The following is a 17,622-nucleotide window of genomic DNA, read 5'->3' as shown; positions in this document are numbered from 1 at the left end:
ATAGTTTAGTTTTATTTGTACGAAAAGCGCCCTGAAATAATTTCAGGGCGCTTTCAATTTTTATAAGTATTTCAGTGATTACTTAACGTCGTTGATGATTTGTTTTCCTTTAGATGTTGGAAGATAAATCTGGAATCCTAGACCAAAAGTAATTTTGTTGGTATAACCTCCACTTCCGAATCCTGCGTTAGCGTCATATTTCACCAATCCTTCTAAACCGATGTTTGGCGTAATGAAATATGAATAACCAGGACCAAATCCGAAGTTAAGTCCGTTAGAAGAAGAACCTCCTTTAGAGATTGATGTTCCTCCTACACCTAAATTACCTTCTAAGAACCATCTTCCGTGGTGTAAAAGATTGCTTACTCCCTGCTCTCCCGGATTAAGGTAGTAACGTCCTAATGCTCCTACGTTATACGTGAAAGTAGTGGGTGCATCTTTAGCTCCTTTGAAACCTAAATCTACATAACCCCCAATAGCAATATTGTCTTCAATAAAGTAAGCTCCTTTCGGCTGAATATTGAAATCATAACCACCTCCTTTATTTAAACCGAAGTTGGCGCCTGCAAGGTTACCACCTACCATCCAATTACCTTTTTGAATCTGAGCGTTTGCAGTTGCTGTTAAGCCTGCTACGGCTAATATCCCTGTTAAAATAAGTTTTTTCATAATTTATTATTTTAATAATTAAATGTTTATTATTCACGAATTATAGAAAAAACAATAAATGTGCCAGACTCCTAATTTTAGATAATTTTTCAAAATTATTGTTAACGATATCAATAAGATAGAATTAATTTTTTTAACATAATTAATGAATATTTCGCAATTATATTACGTAAAAAGAATGGTACTAAATTGAATATAATTAATTTTAAAAAAAATATCTATTCTCTTTTTACTAGTTATTTGTTGAGATCATAATAACAAGTATTCAGATTTTAACTTTCTTCTTTAGATGAACAGAAGTATCACGGATATAATTAATCCTGCAATCGTAAATTTTATTCCTCGTTTGAAAGCTTTAGTTTTAGGATTAAACATCCAGAAGCTTGAGATAACAAAGAAGAAAAGAGCAACTCCGAAAAATACGTTTAAAGGGGAGATTGCATCTTTGGATTGGGATTTATGAAGTTTTACCATTTTATCCAGTACAAACGGAAGTTCTTTTTTTGCATATTGAGCTTTACCTGTTGTGCTGTCATAAGTTCCCTGCTTAAAATGAAGAATATTTCCTTCTGTTTTTTCAACTTCCAGACCTTTAATTTTCAATTCTTTTCCAAGTTCCTTCTCTGAAAGATGGGCAGGTACGGTTTTGTCATATTTTTTTTCATTCTTCAAAAAGTCTGTATCTCTATATACAAGCAGAATTCCGCTTACTGCATACACAGCCATAATTCCTGCAAGAAAATATCCAAGGTAACGGTGTGTAACCCTCATGAAACTTCTTGTGTCTTTAATCTTATCCATATTATATAGTTTGTTTTTTAAATTTCAAAAGTGGAAACTGCAAAAATGCAATTTCCATTTGAGTTGAGAAATAAATGTTTACTTATTTCTAAAGTTTGTACGTCAATGTAAAATAATAATTTCTCGGCGTAATCGGGTTTACAGAATAATTCTCGTGAACGTTGTAGTTTACAACATCAAACAAGTTACCCACTTTCCCTTGGATAGAGAACTTATTCCACTCGTAGCCTACAGATAAAGAAACAGTTGTGTAGTCTTTTAAATCAAACATTCTACTCACGTTGTTTCTACTTGCGTTTGTAGATTTTGAATCATTCCATCCAGCGATTCTGTCTCCGATGTAATAAATTCCAGCTCCGATTTTTAAGCCTTTTACATAGTTTGTAAATTTATAGAAAACGGAAGCGTTCGCTGTTGTAGCAGGTGTTCTTACCAGTCTTTGATTTTCAACATATCCCTTTTCAGGAGTATCAATGTAAACGGAATTGTTATAAGAAAAACCTCCGATTATAGATAAGTTTTCTGTAGGATTTCCTGTAATGTCTAATTCTACCCCACGGCTTCTCATATTTCCTGAAAATTCCTTCAGATTAGTATCTGTGGAATTTACTGGTGCTCCGTTGGAACCAGAAGCGAACCAATATGTTTGATAATAATTATTGTACATAATCTGGTAAGCCGTTAAGTTAACTGCTAAAGCATTGTTCCAGAAATTCTTTTTGATACCAATTTCGTATTGGTCAACTGTTGAAGGTTTTATGCTTTGTTTTGATAAAGTAGTTAACTGATTTTGAACATCAGTAACAGGTTGGTTGGTATTTACACTACCAAATTGATCTGAAGTATATCCTGCATTTGAAGCAAACGAATTCGTATAAGTTGCAAACACCGAAAGATTTTCATTCGGTGCATAAACCAAACCTATTTTTGGAGAAAATGCATTGTCAGACGTTGAAGAATTTGCTACTTCAATTTTATCATTTAATGTAAATCGGGTTGTCAGCGTAGGCATATTTTCTATATAAGACCATCTTAGCCCTGCAATTACTTTTAGTTGCTTTGTTAAGCTGATAAAATCTTGTGCATAGATCCCAATTCTTCTTGTATTGATTCTATTTCTTGTATTGAGAGTAGAATTTGGCATATCAATACTTCCCCACGTTGAAGGATCATCTAAATATAGAAGATTTTTAGGAGCTGTAATATTATAAGCATAAGCATCCGCCTGGCTATAATCAGCATCTGAACCAATTAAAACTTTATGGTTGATTTTTCCTGTATTGAATTCACCGTTAATGTTTACTTGTGCAGAAGTATAATTTTGTTCGTTGTAAGTTCTGCCAAAAGGTCTTTTCCAGGATAATCTATTAGTATCTACAGTTGCATCTTTAGTGTCATATATCCATTGTACTCTTTCAGAAGAGAAATAATCTTTAGTATAGTTTTGGTAAGAAGCAGTAGCGTTCAAAGACCATCTTTCGTTAAACTGATGATTAAAGGTTACGTTCGTAGAAGCTTGCTGTACATCTTGATATTGCCAGTCAGTTCCGAAGAAGGTGTTTCTGGAAACTGCATCATTCAATCTATAGCTTTGGTTTTTTTCAGTAATAGATCCAATCCCGAAATCCGGAGTAAAATTATTTTTAAGATAATCTGCCTCAACAATTAATTGAGATTTATCACTTAAATTAAATAAGAACGAAGGATTGAAGTAATATTTCTCTGATTCTACAATATCTCTGAAACTTTCAGCATGCTCATAGGCACCATTTATTCTGAATGCAATATTTTTGGATAAAGGTCCATAGATATCAACTGTTGGTTTATATGAATTCCAGCTTCCACCATTCAGCCCTACACTTCCACCAAAATTGAATTTAGGTTTTTTGGTAATCATATTGATAACACCACCAGCAGCTGTATTACCAAAAAGCATTGCATTAGCTCCTTTTAAAACTTCTACTCTTTCCAGACCGCTTACTTCGGGAAAAACGCCACTATTTATTCTTGAACCATTCTTAAAAATATTGTCATTTCCTAAAATGAAACCACGCCCACCAAAGCTGTCCTGAGAATTACCTCTCGAGGAAGTCACATACATTCCATTAACATTTTGAAGAACATCACTCAGCTGTTTTGCCTGCTGTTGCTCAATGATCTCATGAGTTACAATGGCAATGGCCTGCGGATTTTCCATTACCGTCAGGTTAGATTTTGTGGATAATGATCTTGCCTGGTTAGGATTTCCCGTTTTGTGAAGATTAATGTCTTCAATAGTCTGGGTTCTGATAGTATCTGCTTCAGCATTTTTCAGCTGTGCACTCAAAGATACAGCAGTAAACAAAAGCCCTAAAGAAAGTAATTGTTTTTTCATTTTATTTTTATGTAGAACAGTTTTAAATAAGCCGCAAAAGTAAGTATTTGTTTAGAATAGATAAAAATTAATATATGATTTTTATCATATAATTAAATCACTTATCTGTGTTTTATTGTTATTGTTCCTGTGGATAGACAATAAGGAGCTTTTTATGAATATATTTGTTATAAAAATAAAATTATGCAATTGGTAAAAGCAGGGCTATGTGCCTTTGGAATGAGTGGAAAAGTGTTTCACGCTCCTTTTTTAAAGGAACATCCCGGATTTTTTATTTCTGCTGTAGTAGAAAGAAGCAAAGAAGAATCCAAAGAAAAATATCCTGAAGCTACTATTTATCGGTCGGTAGAAGAGATGCTTCAAAGTGCAGATATAGAATTGGTGGTAATCAATACCCCGGTTCAGACGCATTATGAGTATGCAAAAATGGCATTGGAAGCAGGTAAAAATATTATTGTTGAAAAACCATTTACTGTCAATGTTGAAGAAGCTGAAGAACTGGTGAAACTGGCTGAAGAAAAAGGTCTTTTTCTAAGTGTATACCAGAACAGAAGATTTGACCGTGATTTTTTGCAGGTACAGAAAATTTTAAAAGATGGAAAACTAGGGTCTGTTAAAGAAGCTGAAATTCGTTTCGACAGATTCCGGACAACACCCAGTGGGAAGCAGCATAAAGAAAATCCTCATCAGATAGGTTCGGGTTCTCTTCATGATCTTGGGGCTCACCTTGTAGACCAGGCTGTGCAATACTTCGGATATCCTGAGAAGCTTTTTGCTGATGTATTCTCTATGAAAGGACCAGATTTTGCAAATGATTATTTTGAGATTCTTTTATTTTACAAAAATGATCTAAGAGTTAGATTAAAATCTTCAGTTTTCAGTAAAGAAGCTCATAATGCCTATAGTATACATGGGGATAAGGGCAGTTTCTTACAGGAGAGAACCGATAATCAGGAAAATGAATTGGTAGCAGGTGCTATTCCGGTGTATGGAAAGGAATGGGTGAAACCATTAAAACAGCCGGATGGAATTTTAAATTTCCTGAACGAAAATTCTGAAACCGAAAGAATTGTAACTTCAAGCGAAGCCGGAAATTATATGAATTACTACCAACAGATCTATGAGCACATTGTATTTGGATATGCTTTACCTTCTCCGGGAAGAGAAGTTATTCAGAATATGAAAATTATAGATGCCTCTCTAAAAAGTACAAAAGAAGAAAAAGTAATCTATTTATAAAAAATGAATTATGAATTATGAGCTATGATTTGCTTCAGCTCATAATTCATAACTCATAATTCATAACTTATCTTTCATTTATTTATAAAGCTTCCTGAAGTTCCAGCCATTTCATTTCGTGGTTTTCCAGTTTTTCAGAAATGGCTTCCAATTCTGCAGAAAGTTTGACCACTTTTTCATAATCTGTCTCATTATTAAGCTGATCTAATATTTTTGCACGCTGTTCTTCCAGCTCTGGCATTTCCTTTTCAATAGTTTCCAATTCCCTTTGTTCCTTAAAGGTGAGCTTTCTTTTTTTAGCATTGGAAGATGGTGAGGTTTCCGGTAGAGGAGTATTTTCTTTTACAGGTTCTGCCTTTACAGCTGTATTTTTTTCTAAAGCATCCTCACGGCTTTTAGCTTCACGGTATTCTGAAAAATTCCCTACAAAATCTTTTATTTTTCCATCTCCTTCGAAAGCCAACACATGATCTATAATCCTGTCCATAAAATATCTGTCGTGGGAAACGATAATTAAAGATCCCTGGAACTGTTGCAGGAAGTTTTCCAGAACGGTTAACGTAGGAAGGTCAAGATCATTCGTAGGTTCATCAAAAATCAAAAAGTTAGGATTTTGATAAAGAATATACATCAGGTGAAGTCTTCTTTTTTCACCTCCTGAAAGTTTTGAAATAGGAGAGTACTGAGCCTGATCATCAAATAAAAACAATCTTAAGAACTGCGAAGCCGAAAGACTCCTTCCGTTGGCTAAAGGATAAAATTCTGCAATTTCTTTAATAAAATCAATAACACGCTCATCTTCTTTATAGGTAAGACCTTTCTGGGCAAAATAACCGAAAGAAATAGTTTCTCCCGTTTCAATTTCCCCTTTATCAGCCTTTTCATAACCCTGGATAATATTTAATAAGGTAGATTTGCCCGCTCCGTTTTTTCCAATGATTCCAATTTTTTCACCACGCTGAAACTGATAGCTGAAATTTTTTAATAAAACTTTATCTCCAAAACTTTTATCAATATTTTTCAGTTCCAGAACTTTATTTCCGAGGCGTTTCATTTCGAAATCAAGTTCCAGCCCTTGTTTTCTGGTATCGGTTTTAGCTACCTTTTCCGTTTCATAGAATGAATCAATTCTGCTTTTAGATTTCGTTGTTCTTGCTTTAGGCTGTCTTCGCATCCATTCAAGCTCTTTTCTATACAGGTTGTTGGCTTTATCAATAGTTGCACTGAGATTCTCTTCACGGATCATCTTGTTTTCAAGATAAGTAGCGTAGGAACCGTTATGAAGATAAAGATTCTGATCCTCTATTTCCCAGATAATATCACAGACACTGTCCAGAAAATACCTGTCGTGGGTTACAAGCAGTAAAGTTATTTTAGCTTTATTCAGATAGTTTTCAAGCCATTCTACCATGTCTACATCCAGATGGTTGGTAGGCTCATCCATGATCAGTAATGTATGTCTGTGCTCAGCTCTGGTTTCTGTTAATAGCTTTGCCAGTGCAACACGTTTTATCTGCCCTCCGGAAAGAGTACTCATTTTCGCATCCAGATCAGTAATCTTAAGCTGGGAAAGAATTTGTTTCATTTCATTTTCAAGATCCCATGCTTTATGTGCCTCCATATCAGCCAAAGCTTTTTCAATGAATTCATTATCGGTTGAATGAAGGGATTTATGATAATTTTTCAACGCAAGGATAGGAGCTGAATCCAGAGTCATCATAAATTCCTCAATATTTAAATTAGGATCATAATGGATCTCCTGGTCAAAAAGAACAACCTGGATATCTTTACTGATGATCGCAGTACCGCTGTCTGCAATTTCTTTACCCATTAATATTTTCAGAAGGGTAGATTTTCCACTGCCGTTTTTGGCAACAATAGCAATTTTGTCTCCTTCATTGATATGAAAAGAAATGTTTTCGAACAAAACTTTGATACCATAAGATTTGGTAAGATTTTCAGCAGAAACGTAATTCATTGGAAATTAATGGTTTGATTTTGATTTTGAATTGAACCGCAAAAATACGAAAATGTAACCATAAAACTTTCCGGAACTTCTTTTATAAAAATGAATATTTATAATTTTTTAATAGACTGTGTTCATTACCTGAAAAAACTATTCAGTAATTTTGAGAAGAATAATTTTAATAACACAAAATCTGATTTGAAATAATGAAAAAAGTAATTGTCGACATGGATGGGGTAATGGCAGATGTATATCATCAGCTGATACAATTTGAAAAAAGAGACTCAGGAACGGAAATAGAGATCAGTGATTTGACGGGTAAACCTGAAATAGACGCATTCCCCAACGGAAAGAAACACGTTAATGAAGTAGGTTTTTTCAGAACTTTACCTGTTATGGAGGGCAGTCGTGAAGCCATGGAATATTTAAACAACAAGTATGAACTGTATATTGTTTCAGCCGGAATGGAATTTCCTAACAGTTTAAGAGAGAAATACGACTGGCTCGCAGAGCATTTTCCATTTATTACCTGGGAACAGATTGTTCTTTGTGGAAGTAAAAGAGTCGTTTCGGGAGATGTGATGATTGATGATTATCCCAAGAACCTTGATCATTTCCATGGAGAAAGGTTAATCTTTACACAGCCTCACAATGAGCTGGTTGAAAATGAAAGCTATAAAAGAGTAGGATCCTGGAACGAGATTATGAATATGCTGTAAAGTGGCAAACAACTTAATCTATAGTCAACCTTTTTAAAGACCAGGAATTTCCACGATAAACATTAAGATCCACTTTGGTATTGATGCCGTGAACAATGCCGTTTTCGGTAAACTGCCAAAAGTCCCACCGGTCATCAGGTGAAGGGCACGGAACATCATTGTAGTTGGCTAACCAAAGTGGATAACCGTCAAACTCACCTTTTAAAAAGTCTTTATAATAATGGTAGTAGGTATAGATGATAGGTTTTTCACCATAGGTATCTTCAATTATCTTGCACCATATTTTAAGATCTTCTATCAGCTTTTTGTTTGTTTTACGTTTTGGAATTTTTTCAATATCTAAAATAGGAGGGAGGTCTCCACTTTCTAACTTTACATTAGCAAGAAAATTATTTGCCTGGATAATGGGATCTTCGTCAGCTCTGTAAAAATGGTAAGCACCACGGATAAGGTTGTGTTTTTGAGCTTTTCCCCAAAATTCCTCAAAATGCTTGTCGGCATTTCGGTTGCCCATAGTTGCCCGCATAATGACAAATTCTAATGGGATGATTTTATTTCCAATACTGAGGCTGTCCCATTTAATATCTTCTCTGTTTTGATAATGGGAAATATCAAAGCCATAAGTTTTATCAAGGTTATCCGTAAGGATTTTTTGAATCCTTAATGCCTCTCTCTCGCTGTTGTGAAGTTTTTTGTGACTAAATTTATTAAAGTACAGAGCATAATAATAACTGACAGATTGTTTCAGATAAAAACCGGTTCCTATCAATGCAATAAGTAATAGTACCAATATTACCTTCCTGCGGAAAAAATAGTTCTTCCGTCTATTGATATGGAGCTGTTTGGCAGTTTTTTTGGTGTACTTTTTCGGTGTCATAAAGTTTTGCAAAACTAACTTTTTTCACTACTAAATGCTAAATAAAATCAGTAAATTTGTTTATTATGGAAACACGCGAAAAAATCATCATTATAGGAGGAGGATTTGCGGGGCTACAGCTTGCAAAAACATTAAATAATAAAAATAAAAAAGTTATTGTACTGGATAGGGTGAATCATCACATGTTTCAGCCGCTTTTTTATCAGGTAGCTTCAGGAAGGATAGAACCTTCCAATATTTCCTTTCCTTTCAGGAAGATTTTTCAGCAATCCAGAAATACCCAGTTTCGTATGACGGAGGTGAAAGAAATTGATCCTGCCCACAACAAAGTTGTTACCGACGAAGCTGAATTTACTTACGATAAGCTGATTATAGCTACAGGCTGCAAAACTAACTTTTTTGGAAATAAAGATCTTGAAAGCAAAGCTTTTGGGATGAAAAATACTCAGGAAGCCATCGGGATCAGAAATCATATTTTAACAACCTTTGAAAAACTGATCCTGGAAAAAAGCAGAAGTGATGACGGAAACTGGAATATTGTAATTGTAGGAAGCGGACCTACCGGAGTAGAGCTGGCAGGTGCTTTTGCAGAAATGAAAAAAGAAATTCTACCCAGAGATTATCCTTACATGAATTTTGATCAGCTGAAAATTATTCTGGTAAGTTCTACAGAAAAGCCTCTTGCCGTGATGAGTAATGAAGCACAGGATCAATCTGAAAAATACCTCAAAGACCTTGGGGTAACTTTTATGAGTGGGGAAGTGGTTACAGAATATGATGGAGATAAGGTACATCTGAAAAGCGGCAAGCAAATTCCTTCCAATAACGTTATTTGGGCAGCGGGAGTTACAGGAAATGTAATAGACGGCTTTCCGGAAGAAAAATTAATAAGGAACCGATATATAGTAGATCGGCATAATAAAATAAAAGGCTACGATAATATTTATGCCATCGGAGATATTGCCTATATGGAAACTCCGAAATACCCGCAAGGGCATCCACAGGTTGCTAATGTGGCCATTAATCAGGCGAAAAATTTAGGAAAAAATTTCTTAAAGAAAAATCCTTCCGAATGGAAAGAATATGAATATAATGACCAGGGTTCTTTAGCTACTATTGGTAAACATAGGGCTGTTGTTGATCTGCCGTTTATAAAATTTCAGGGATTTTTTGCGTGGTATTTCTGGATGTTTCTGCATTTAATGTTAATTTTGAGCGTTCGAAATAAGCTGGCCATATTTTTCAACTGGATGTGGAGCTATTTCAATAAAGATTCATCTTTAAGATTAATTATTATACCTACAAAGAAAAACGGAACATTACAATGAGAATTGATATAATAAGCGTACTACCGGAATTAATGGAAAGTCCGTTTCAAACTTCTATTTTGAAGAGAGCAATGGATAAAGGATTGGCAGAAGTACATTTTCATCATTTGAGAGACTGGGCAGTCAATAAGCACAGGCAGATTGATGATGAACCCTATGGAGGCGGAGCAGGAATGGTTATGATGATAGAGCCCCTGGATAAATGTATTTCGGAGCTTAAATCTCAGAGAGAATATGATGAGGTTATTTATCTGACGCCGGACGGAGTCACTTTAAATCAAAAAATTGCCAATACACTTTCAATAAAGAATAATCTGATCTTCCTATGTGGACATTACAAAGGAATTGATCAGCGACTAAGAGATCTTCATATTACAAAAGAAATTTCAATAGGGGATTACGTGCTTACCGGAGGTGAACTGGCAGCATGTGTTCTTGCAGATTCGGTGATCCGATTGCTGCCGGGTGTTTTAAATGATGAACAGAGTGCTCTTACAGATAGTTTTCAGGATGATCTGCTTTCACCACCTATTTATACCAGACCCGAAAGTTATAAAGGCCTGGAAGTTCCTAAAATTTTACTGAGCGGGAATTTTGCAAAAATTGAAGAATGGCGGCATGACGAAGCCGTAAGAATTACCAAAGAAAAACGTCCCGATTTACTTTAAAAAATAATATGGTTTTTTATCAAACCTATTTGTCATATTTGCAAATGGAATAATATTTGTTATATGATATTTTATAAAGAAAAATATTAGTAGTTTTTTATTTAAGGTAATATTTTATTTTATTTATTTTAAATTTTGCTTATTGTCTCAATTTTCGATATTGAGGTAATATCACAAAATGATTGAAAAATTAATTCACTAAGTATTGTTTTGTTAGTGATTTTTATTATATTTGACCGTTTCTTACTGAAAAATTAATTTTGAGATTAACAAATATTAATTAAAGAAATTTAAAATAAATAGTAAATTTATAATTGAAAAAGAGCATACTAACTAAAGATAGAAATTTGTGCTGATGGAGCTATTCTCTTTTTATAATGTTGAAAATTTATTTTTACCTGATCCAAAACCTGTTCATAAACTGGACCCTACAAAATCAGGTTTAAGAAGCTGGGATGAAAAGAGATATAAAAATAAACTTTTTAAAATCTCTCATGTATTCCAACTGATGAAGGAGGAGAATGGTGTATTGCCATTTATAATAGGTTTATCTGAAGTTTCCGGAAGGAAAGTTTTGGAAGAACTTATAGAGATGGATCCTTTTCATTCAGAATATGGAATTGTACATTACAATTCTATGGATGAAAGAAAAGTAGATGTAGCAATGCTATATGATAAAAATAAAGTAGAGGTTGTAGATTCTGAAACCATTACTTTCTTTTTTGAAATATCAAATAAAAACACAGGAAGTTACGACACAACCAGGGACGTACTTTTTTCTAAGGTTAAATATAAAGGGGAAATTATTAATGTCTTTATCGCCCATCTTCCCTCTAAGCGCGAAAAAGATATCAATAAACCTAAAAGAGCTTTTATATTAAACGAAATCCGGCAACGGATCCTGAAAATTGTAGATGATGATAAGGAACATGTTATATTGTGTGGTGATTTTAACGAAAACCCGGATGATGAAAATTTAGTAAAAATTCTCTATGACAATAATCATGAGAAGGTTTTGATGAATCCTTTTCAGGAATTGTTTTCCACAAGAAATTATTCTACTTTTCATTATAAATCTGGATTGCTGTATGATCAGATCATTATGTCGAGATCACTTCTTGATAATAAAACTCTTGCCTTTCAGGAGGCTTGCGTATTCAATTCTGAGAAAATAAGCAGCAGGACCAGAAATTTTGAAGGACGTCCTTTCCGAACTTATGCCGGTACACGGTATTTAGGCGGATACAGCGATCACTTTCCGGTTTTTGTCAGATTTAATGGCTTATCTTAAAAAACATAAATAATAAAAAAGTAGAAAATGAAAAATTCGAGTAACACAAGTTATCATTTAGATTCAATCGACAAAGAAATCATCTACATGTTGATGGACAATGCTAAAACTTCTTTAGCACACATTTCAAAAAATGTTGGAATTTCTACAACAGCAGTACATCAAAGAATTAAAAAACTGGAACACGCAGGCGTTATTGAAAACTCGATCTCGTTCCTTAATCCTAAGAAAATTGGATATAAGGTGATTTCGTATATCGGTGTGTTTTTGGATCAGCCAAGTCATTATCCTGACGTGGTAAAATCTTTGCATGATATTAATGAAGTAGTGGAGGCCCATTATACTACAGGAAATTACACCATATTCCTGAAGGTTCTTTGTAAAGATAATGATCATTTGATGCAGATCCTTAGCAAGCTTCAGAAGCTAAAAGGAGTAACCAGAACAGAAACTTTTATATCTCTAGAACAAGGTATTTACAGACAATTGAAAGTATAACGATATGAACATAGGACAATATTTGGATTCCACTTACTTGAAAACGCCTGAGCAATCAGGAATTTCACACGGAGAAACTCTTCAAAAAGATAAGGAACTGGCTCAGGAAGCTATTGATAATGGTTTGTTTGCTGTAATGATCCGTCCGGATTATGTAGCAGAGATCAAAAAATATATTCAGGAAAGAGATTCAAATGTTGCAGTGGGAACTGTAATAGGTTTTCATGAAGGAACATACTCTATTGATGAAAAGCTTGCAGAAGCTTCAACAGCAATTGAAGATGGAGCAGATGAGTTGGATTTTGTTATTAATTACAAGGCATACCTTGAAGGAAATGCAGCTTTGGTAAAAGATGAATTTGTAAAATGTACACAGCTTGGGCTGGAACACCATAAGGTTGTAAAATGGATTATCGAAATTGCAGCTTTAACAGATGAACAAATTGCTGATCTTACCAAAAAGATTTCCAACTGGGCTGAAGAAAATTTTGCAGAAAAAGATTTTCCGCACATTTTTGTGAAATCTTCAACAGGTTTTTTTGAAACCACTGGTGGAAAACCTAACGGAGCAACATTTGAAGGTGTGAAAATAATGCTGGATAATGCTGGAAAACTTCCTGTAAAAGCAGCAGGGGGAGTAAGAACTCCCGAAGATGCCGAAAAAATGATCAATATGGGAGTGAAAAGAATTGGAACTTCCTCAGCATTGGCATTAATTAAAAATCAGTCATCATCAGAAGGATATTAACATTGATATCAATATAAATAAAAAACCATCAAATTCATTTTGATGGTTTTGTTTATTATGCCTGTGCCTGATATTCTTCGTAAAACTGTTGAGTTTCCAGAATAAGGCTGCTCATTTCTTCCAATGTGAAAACTTCCAGGAATTTTTTTCTGAATTCCTTAAAGTGAGGAACCCCGCGGAAATAGTTACTGTAATGCTGACGCATTTCAATTAATCCTAATTTTTCCCCTTTCCATTCTACACTCCATTCAGCATGCTGGCGTACTGCTAACAAACGGTCTGCTACGGTTGGTTCAGGTAAATGTTCACCTGTTTTAAAGAAATGTTTAATCTCATTAAATATCCAGGGATAGCCTATAGCTGCGCGTCCAATCATAATTCCGTCGCATGCATATTTTTGTTTATACTCCAATGCTTTTTCAGCAGAATCGATATCCCCATTTCCAAAAATAGGGATTTCAATATTTGGATTCTGTTTTATTCTTGAAATATGTTCCCAGTCTGCCTCTCCCTTGTACATTTGGGCACGGGTTCTGGCATGTATCGTCAGCGCTTTGATTCCTGTTTCCTGTAGGCGCTCTGCCACTTCATCAATATTGATACATGTACTGTCCCAACCCAAACGGGTTTTAACGGTCACCGGCAAATGAGTAGAACTTACCACTGCTTTTGTAAGACGAACCATAAGGTCAATATCTTTCAAAACTCCTGCTCCTGCTCCTTTACACACCACTTTTTTTACAGGGCACCCGAAATTAATATCAACTAAATCAGGATTTACCGTTTCTACAATTCTTGCAGACATAGCCATTGCTTCTTCATCTCCTCCAAAGATCTGTATTCCGACAGGTCTTTCATAATCAAAGATATCCAGCTTTTTACGGCTCTTCATAGCATCACGAATTAAGCCTTCAGAAGAAATAAATTCCGAATACATTAAATCTGCACCATGCATTTTACACAAACGTCTGAACGGAGGATCACTTACATCTTCCATCGGAGCCAGCAAAAGTGGAAATTCCGGCAGTTCTATATTGCCTATTTTTATCATGGTGCAAATTTACAAAATTCTAAGGATTAGAAAATATGATAATATCTATGAGTGTGATGGGGTGATTTTAAGCGTCTAAGAATGGAAGATATGCGCGTATAGCATTGTCTTCCTAATGTCTTCAAGCCTTAGAAGCTTGCTTTTACCTGCATACTTCCGATATGGATTGTTCTGTCGCCAGAATTTCTTCCTTCATAATTTAAATTTAGCTGAATGAAAGAATTGATTGCCTGCTGAATGAAGATACTCCATACCTGGTTTTTTCCGGGCTTTAAACCATCCAGCATCTGGTTTCCTACAATACTGTAATTGTTTCCGGTGAATGTATTGTTAATGAATGAGAAATTCCCACGAATTGATGTTTTTTTACGCTCCCACTGAATGGTTCCGGTGATATCAAAGGCTTTAAGGTTTTCTTCTCCGTCCACTCTCTCTTTTTTGCGGTAAGCAGCGGAGAGCTCAGTCTGGATAGCATCAGTAAATTTATAGGTAGCCTTTGGTTTGGTTTCCATATTATTTAAACGGTAATCTCTTGTTGCAAACAGCTGCGAAGAATTTTTAATATCATGTATTGAGTTTTCCCAGTCTACCCTGAATTCTTTATTGAACCAATATCCTATATTCAGGAAATGAGAAATCTGCTCACGCTCTTCACTGCTGAAGTTGGCATTGATAAGATTGTCATTAGATATAAACCGGTAGTTCCCGTTCCAGCCGGATTTGTCGGTAGGATTAAACTGTACAGAGGTCAGTATATTCTGGTTTTTAAGAATCTGATCACTGTTTTTTTCAAAAGGGTTAAGGACCAGCACCCTATCTTTTTTATAGAAAGAGTTTTGAGAATTTAATGAAATATTGAAGTTCCAACGCTTTAAAAATGCATTTTCAGAATTAAATACAATAGCAGGATTCACAAATAAAGCCAGCTGCAGCTTATTTTTATTGGAAGGAATATATCGTACAGAATTGGTGTAAACACGAATATATTTCGCTAAATCCGAATATTCTGCGATCTCAAATTCATCCAGCTGCTGAATACCATCTCCATTATAATCAGTCCATTTATAAACCCCTTGTCCATCAGTTACTTTAATGTATTGAAATTCTCTTTGTGCCTCCTGTCCGTTTCCTAATTCATAGAATGCCTGTAAACGCATTCCGTTTCTGAAAAGCTGTTGATTGTAAAGGATATTTCCAACCACAAAATCATTATTTCTGGTTACGGCATCAGCAATATCATTTTGATAGAAGAATTTTCTATAGTGAATTAACGCATTTAAAGTAGTTCTTTCAGTCTTGATGATTTGGCTCTCTGCCATGATTCCCAAAATATTGTTCATGCTTTGAAGCCTGTTATCACGTACAGAGTCATTATCCCTCATGTATACTTTTGCAAGCAATTTGGTCCGGGTGCTGTCGCCAATTTTCTTTTGAACAAAAATTTCTTTCCAGCTGAAACTGGTCACATCCAGGAGTTGAGTATCATTGTACTTTTTCTCATTATGTTCCATGCTCCCTCCGATAGTCCAGCTGCCTTTTTTACCGGTATATTCTGTGGAAACACCACCACGGATAAACTTGGTATCCTGCAGTGTTGCATTGGTATTAAGGAATGAAAAGTTTCCTTTCGTAAAGAATTTTCCTTTGATCCAACCAAAATCCAGGTCGTTTTTAATTCCTTTATAAGAATCCTGTTCATTCAGATAGTTAATACGGTAATTTAAGGTAGATTTATTATTCCACTTATTCAGGAAGCTGAAAGTGAACCTGTTTTGAGTTCTGTTGTTGAATTCCTGTACTAAGTTGAAGTCTCTGGAGAATTCTACATCATTGATACGGTCCAGAATATGGAACTGCCTGTCGATATACTGGTATTCAAAACTTGGAGTTCCTTTCCAGTTGTTTTTAGTAAAACTTTTATTTCCAAAAATTCGCCAGGCATATCCAATGTTCTGATCAGAATCTTTTGAGGAGAATAAGTTGATATCATAGTTACTCATGGAAATATCAGTGCCTATTTTTCCTTCATGTAATAAATACTCTGAGTTTAGGGAGAAAACCTGGGATTTTTGAGGAGAAGGAAGCTTTCTTACGGCTCTGTAATCTCCGCCATTAGGTCCTGCATATTCAAAAACACGCCCGTTATTAGTGGTTTGTGCTACTTTATAATCTCCCTGGTTGGCTCCGAAATAAGTAAAGGAAACCTGATAAAGTGTTCCATTCTGATCTGTGGAAAACTCATAGAAGTCTCCGGTAGGACTTGAATGTAAAATATATAAGATTTTATTGACATCATATTCGGTAACAACCCCCGATGGAGCATACATCAAATTAGGGTCATTTCCGGCATTGGCAAGAATTTCCTCATCCTCTTTAGACAGGTTTAAAGAAAGAGGTGCATTTTTATTATCATTTTCCATAAACCAGTTAAGGCCTACTTTGAACTTTTCCCTCTGATGCTCCAGTTTACCCGTAAATAAATATCTGGAATAATTTCTGTTGGCGTAATTATAAGAGATGGTAATGAAATTCTGCTGGAAAATAGGGCGGAAGCTGGTAAAAGTAACCTCGCCCGTATTATAATTGATGATATAATCCTGGTTTTCACCACGCTTCATTAAAATACCGTCAATGAATACCTGCTCAGATCCCGAGATCAGTGTGATAAACTGTTCCCCGTTTTTACCTGTTAAACGGTAAGGTCCTTGGTTTCCTTCCACCCCCTGAAAACGGATTCTGTGAAACTCACTTCGTGCAACTCCCATAGAAACATCTACAAGCGTTTTGTTTTCAGTTCCAAATTCAGTCTGAAACTGTAGCCCCATGCTTCTTCTCTGATATTTGGCAAAGTAATTTTTAGATTCAACAAGATCTAAATGCCCGGCTCTAAGAATAGATTTATCCTTAATATTAAGCTGCATATAAATTTTATCAAATTCTTCCAGAGTTTGCGTATATCCATCAGCCTGAATTGGTAAATTATGGTCTGAAATACTTGCCAGAATGGTTACATCCTTGGAAAGGCGTCCTGAAATCTGAAGATCCATGGAACTTTGTACAGATTGCCCCTGATTATTCCCAAAAGTGATCCCCCGGATGATGGAACCTTTAGAATTCAGTTCTCCTAAAAATCTTTTTTTATCATTTTTAGCCAGTACAGCTTCATCAATAATAATTTTATTATTGGTCCTTATAAAGTCAAGGGTATCCTTTGTGAAAATATCCTGTTCCAGCCTTGCAGCCAGAATACTGTCCTTTTTTATACTGTCTTCAGGAACATTGGGGTTTTTCCATGAAAATACCTGGGCACTCCCTGAGAAGATCCCTAAAAAGAAGAATACGAATAGTAGAATAAAATTCCGCAAGTCCTGAAAATAATCCGTAAAAATAATT

General features: G+C 35.1%; 14 protein-coding genes. 7 read left to right on the top strand and 7 right to left on the bottom strand.

All coding sequences use genetic code 11. The features are described from left to right. Nucleotides 1-78 precede the first annotated feature (78 nt). From LQV47_RS14495 to LQV47_RS14485, 3 genes are all read right to left on the bottom strand, one after another. Entirely contained in the window at nt 79-669 is a 591-nt protein-coding gene (locus tag LQV47_RS14495) for a porin family protein (RefSeq protein WP_230038056.1), read from the bottom strand. Between the two features lie 285 nt (nt 670-954). Then, nucleotides 955-1,470: a hypothetical protein gene (locus LQV47_RS14490; protein ID WP_230038054.1), complete on the bottom strand. Its 516-nt coding sequence runs from the start codon at nt 1,468-1,470 to the stop codon at nt 955-957. A gap of 88 nt (nt 1,471-1,558) precedes the next feature. Then, entirely contained in the window at nt 1,559-3,844 is a 2,286-nt protein-coding gene (locus LQV47_RS14485; RefSeq protein WP_230038052.1) for a TonB-dependent receptor, read from the bottom strand. Between the two features lie 183 nt (nt 3,845-4,027). Here LQV47_RS14485 and LQV47_RS14480 point away from each other — a divergent pair, with 183 nt between their 5' ends. Continuing rightward, nucleotides 4,028-5,083 carry a Gfo/Idh/MocA family oxidoreductase gene (locus LQV47_RS14480; RefSeq protein ID WP_230038050.1) on the top strand — a complete coding sequence of 352 codons (1,056 nt, stop codon included), beginning with the start codon at nt 4,028-4,030 and terminating at the stop codon, nt 5,081-5,083. Nucleotides 5,084-5,165: 82 nt separating this feature from the next. Here the strand turns inward: LQV47_RS14480 and LQV47_RS14475 are convergent, their stop codons facing one another. Beyond that, the gene (locus tag LQV47_RS14475) at nt 5,166-7,061 is read right to left on the bottom strand and encodes an ABC-F family ATP-binding cassette domain-containing protein (protein WP_230038049.1); all 1,896 of its coding nucleotides are present in this window, start codon (nt 7,059-7,061) and stop codon (nt 5,166-5,168) included. A 194-nt stretch (nt 7,062-7,255) separates the two neighbouring features. Between LQV47_RS14475 and LQV47_RS14470 the strand changes: the two genes are divergently transcribed. Next, the gene (locus LQV47_RS14470) at nt 7,256-7,768 is read left to right on the top strand and encodes a 5'(3')-deoxyribonucleotidase (RefSeq protein WP_230038047.1); all 513 of its coding nucleotides are present in this window, start codon (nt 7,256-7,258) and stop codon (nt 7,766-7,768) included. Between the two features lie 13 nt (nt 7,769-7,781). Here LQV47_RS14470 and LQV47_RS14465 read toward each other — a convergent pair whose 3' ends face one another. Beyond that, the gene (locus LQV47_RS14465; protein ID WP_230038045.1) at nt 7,782-8,645 is read right to left on the bottom strand and encodes a GH25 family lysozyme; all 864 of its coding nucleotides are present in this window, start codon (nt 8,643-8,645) and stop codon (nt 7,782-7,784) included. 65 nt (nt 8,646-8,710) lie between these two features. Here LQV47_RS14465 and LQV47_RS14460 point away from each other — a divergent pair, with 65 nt between their 5' ends. The 5 genes from LQV47_RS14460 to deoC all read left to right on the top strand — a co-directional run bounded on the left by LQV47_RS14460 (nt 8,711) and on the right by deoC (nt 13,178). Next, nucleotides 8,711-9,973, top strand: coding sequence for an NAD(P)/FAD-dependent oxidoreductase (locus tag LQV47_RS14460; RefSeq protein ID WP_230038043.1), 1,263 nt, complete (start codon nt 8,711-8,713; stop codon nt 9,971-9,973). Beyond that, the gene (trmD, locus tag LQV47_RS14455) at nt 9,970-10,641 is read left to right on the top strand and encodes a tRNA (guanosine(37)-N1)-methyltransferase TrmD (RefSeq protein WP_230038041.1); all 672 of its coding nucleotides are present in this window, start codon (nt 9,970-9,972) and stop codon (nt 10,639-10,641) included. The genes LQV47_RS14460 and trmD overlap by 4 nt, the downstream gene beginning before the upstream one ends. A gap of 355 nt (nt 10,642-10,996) precedes the next feature. Beyond that, complete coding sequence (locus tag LQV47_RS14450) at nt 10,997-11,932, top strand: endonuclease/exonuclease/phosphatase family protein (protein ID WP_230038039.1); 936 nt, start codon at nt 10,997-10,999, stop codon at nt 11,930-11,932. 27 nt (nt 11,933-11,959) lie between these two features. Continuing rightward, a complete protein-coding gene (locus tag LQV47_RS14445; RefSeq protein WP_047490188.1) occupies nt 11,960-12,430 on the top strand; it encodes an Lrp/AsnC ligand binding domain-containing protein in 471 nt (156 codons plus the stop codon). Between the two features lie 4 nt (nt 12,431-12,434). Further along, complete coding sequence (gene deoC / locus LQV47_RS14440; protein WP_230038037.1) at nt 12,435-13,178, top strand: deoxyribose-phosphate aldolase; 744 nt, start codon at nt 12,435-12,437, stop codon at nt 13,176-13,178. Between the two features lie 55 nt (nt 13,179-13,233). Here deoC and dusB read toward each other — a convergent pair whose 3' ends face one another. Together dusB and LQV47_RS14430 are read right to left on the bottom strand one after the other, a co-directional pair. After that, entirely contained in the window at nt 13,234-14,229 is a 996-nt protein-coding gene (gene dusB / locus LQV47_RS14435; protein WP_230038035.1) for a tRNA dihydrouridine synthase DusB, read from the bottom strand. A 128-nt stretch (nt 14,230-14,357) separates the two neighbouring features. Further along, nucleotides 14,358-17,594, bottom strand: a complete 3,237-nt coding sequence (locus tag LQV47_RS14430; protein ID WP_230038033.1) for a hypothetical protein — start codon at nt 17,592-17,594, stop codon at nt 14,358-14,360. Nucleotides 17,595-17,622: the final 28 nt, after the last annotated feature.

Source organism: Chryseobacterium sp. Bi04, from assembly GCF_918698085.1.
GTDB lineage: Bacteria > Bacteroidota > Bacteroidia > Flavobacteriales > Weeksellaceae > Chryseobacterium.
This window is presented reverse-complemented; position numbering and strand designations above follow the sequence as displayed.

Bases quoted from the DNA above. Each gene is read 5' to 3' on its own strand.
- LQV47_RS14495 (WP_230038056.1), bottom strand. From the start codon at position 669: ATGAAAAAACTTATTTTAACAGGGATATTAGCCGTAGCAGGCTTAACA.
- LQV47_RS14490 (WP_230038054.1), bottom strand. From the start codon at position 1,470: ATGGATAAGATTAAAGACACAAGAAGTTTCATGAGGGTTACACACCGT.
- LQV47_RS14485 (WP_230038052.1), bottom strand. From the start codon at position 3,844: ATGAAAAAACAATTACTTTCTTTAGGGCTTTTGTTTACTGCTGTATCT.
- LQV47_RS14480 (WP_230038050.1), top strand. From the start codon at position 4,028: ATGCAATTGGTAAAAGCAGGGCTATGTGCCTTTGGAATGAGTGGAAAA.
- LQV47_RS14475 (WP_230038049.1), bottom strand. From the start codon at position 7,061: ATGAATTACGTTTCTGCTGAAAATCTTACCAAATCTTATGGTATCAAA.
- LQV47_RS14470 (WP_230038047.1), top strand. From the start codon at position 7,256: ATGAAAAAAGTAATTGTCGACATGGATGGGGTAATGGCAGATGTATAT.
- LQV47_RS14465 (WP_230038045.1), bottom strand. From the start codon at position 8,645: ATGACACCGAAAAAGTACACCAAAAAAACTGCCAAACAGCTCCATATC.
- LQV47_RS14460 (WP_230038043.1), top strand. From the start codon at position 8,711: ATGGAAACACGCGAAAAAATCATCATTATAGGAGGAGGATTTGCGGGG.
- trmD (WP_230038041.1), top strand. From the start codon at position 9,970: ATGAGAATTGATATAATAAGCGTACTACCGGAATTAATGGAAAGTCCG.
- LQV47_RS14450 (WP_230038039.1), top strand. From the start codon at position 10,997: ATGGAGCTATTCTCTTTTTATAATGTTGAAAATTTATTTTTACCTGAT.
- LQV47_RS14445 (WP_047490188.1), top strand. From the start codon at position 11,960: ATGAAAAATTCGAGTAACACAAGTTATCATTTAGATTCAATCGACAAA.
- deoC (WP_230038037.1), top strand. From the start codon at position 12,435: ATGAACATAGGACAATATTTGGATTCCACTTACTTGAAAACGCCTGAG.
- dusB (WP_230038035.1), bottom strand. From the start codon at position 14,229: ATGATAAAAATAGGCAATATAGAACTGCCGGAATTTCCACTTTTGCTG.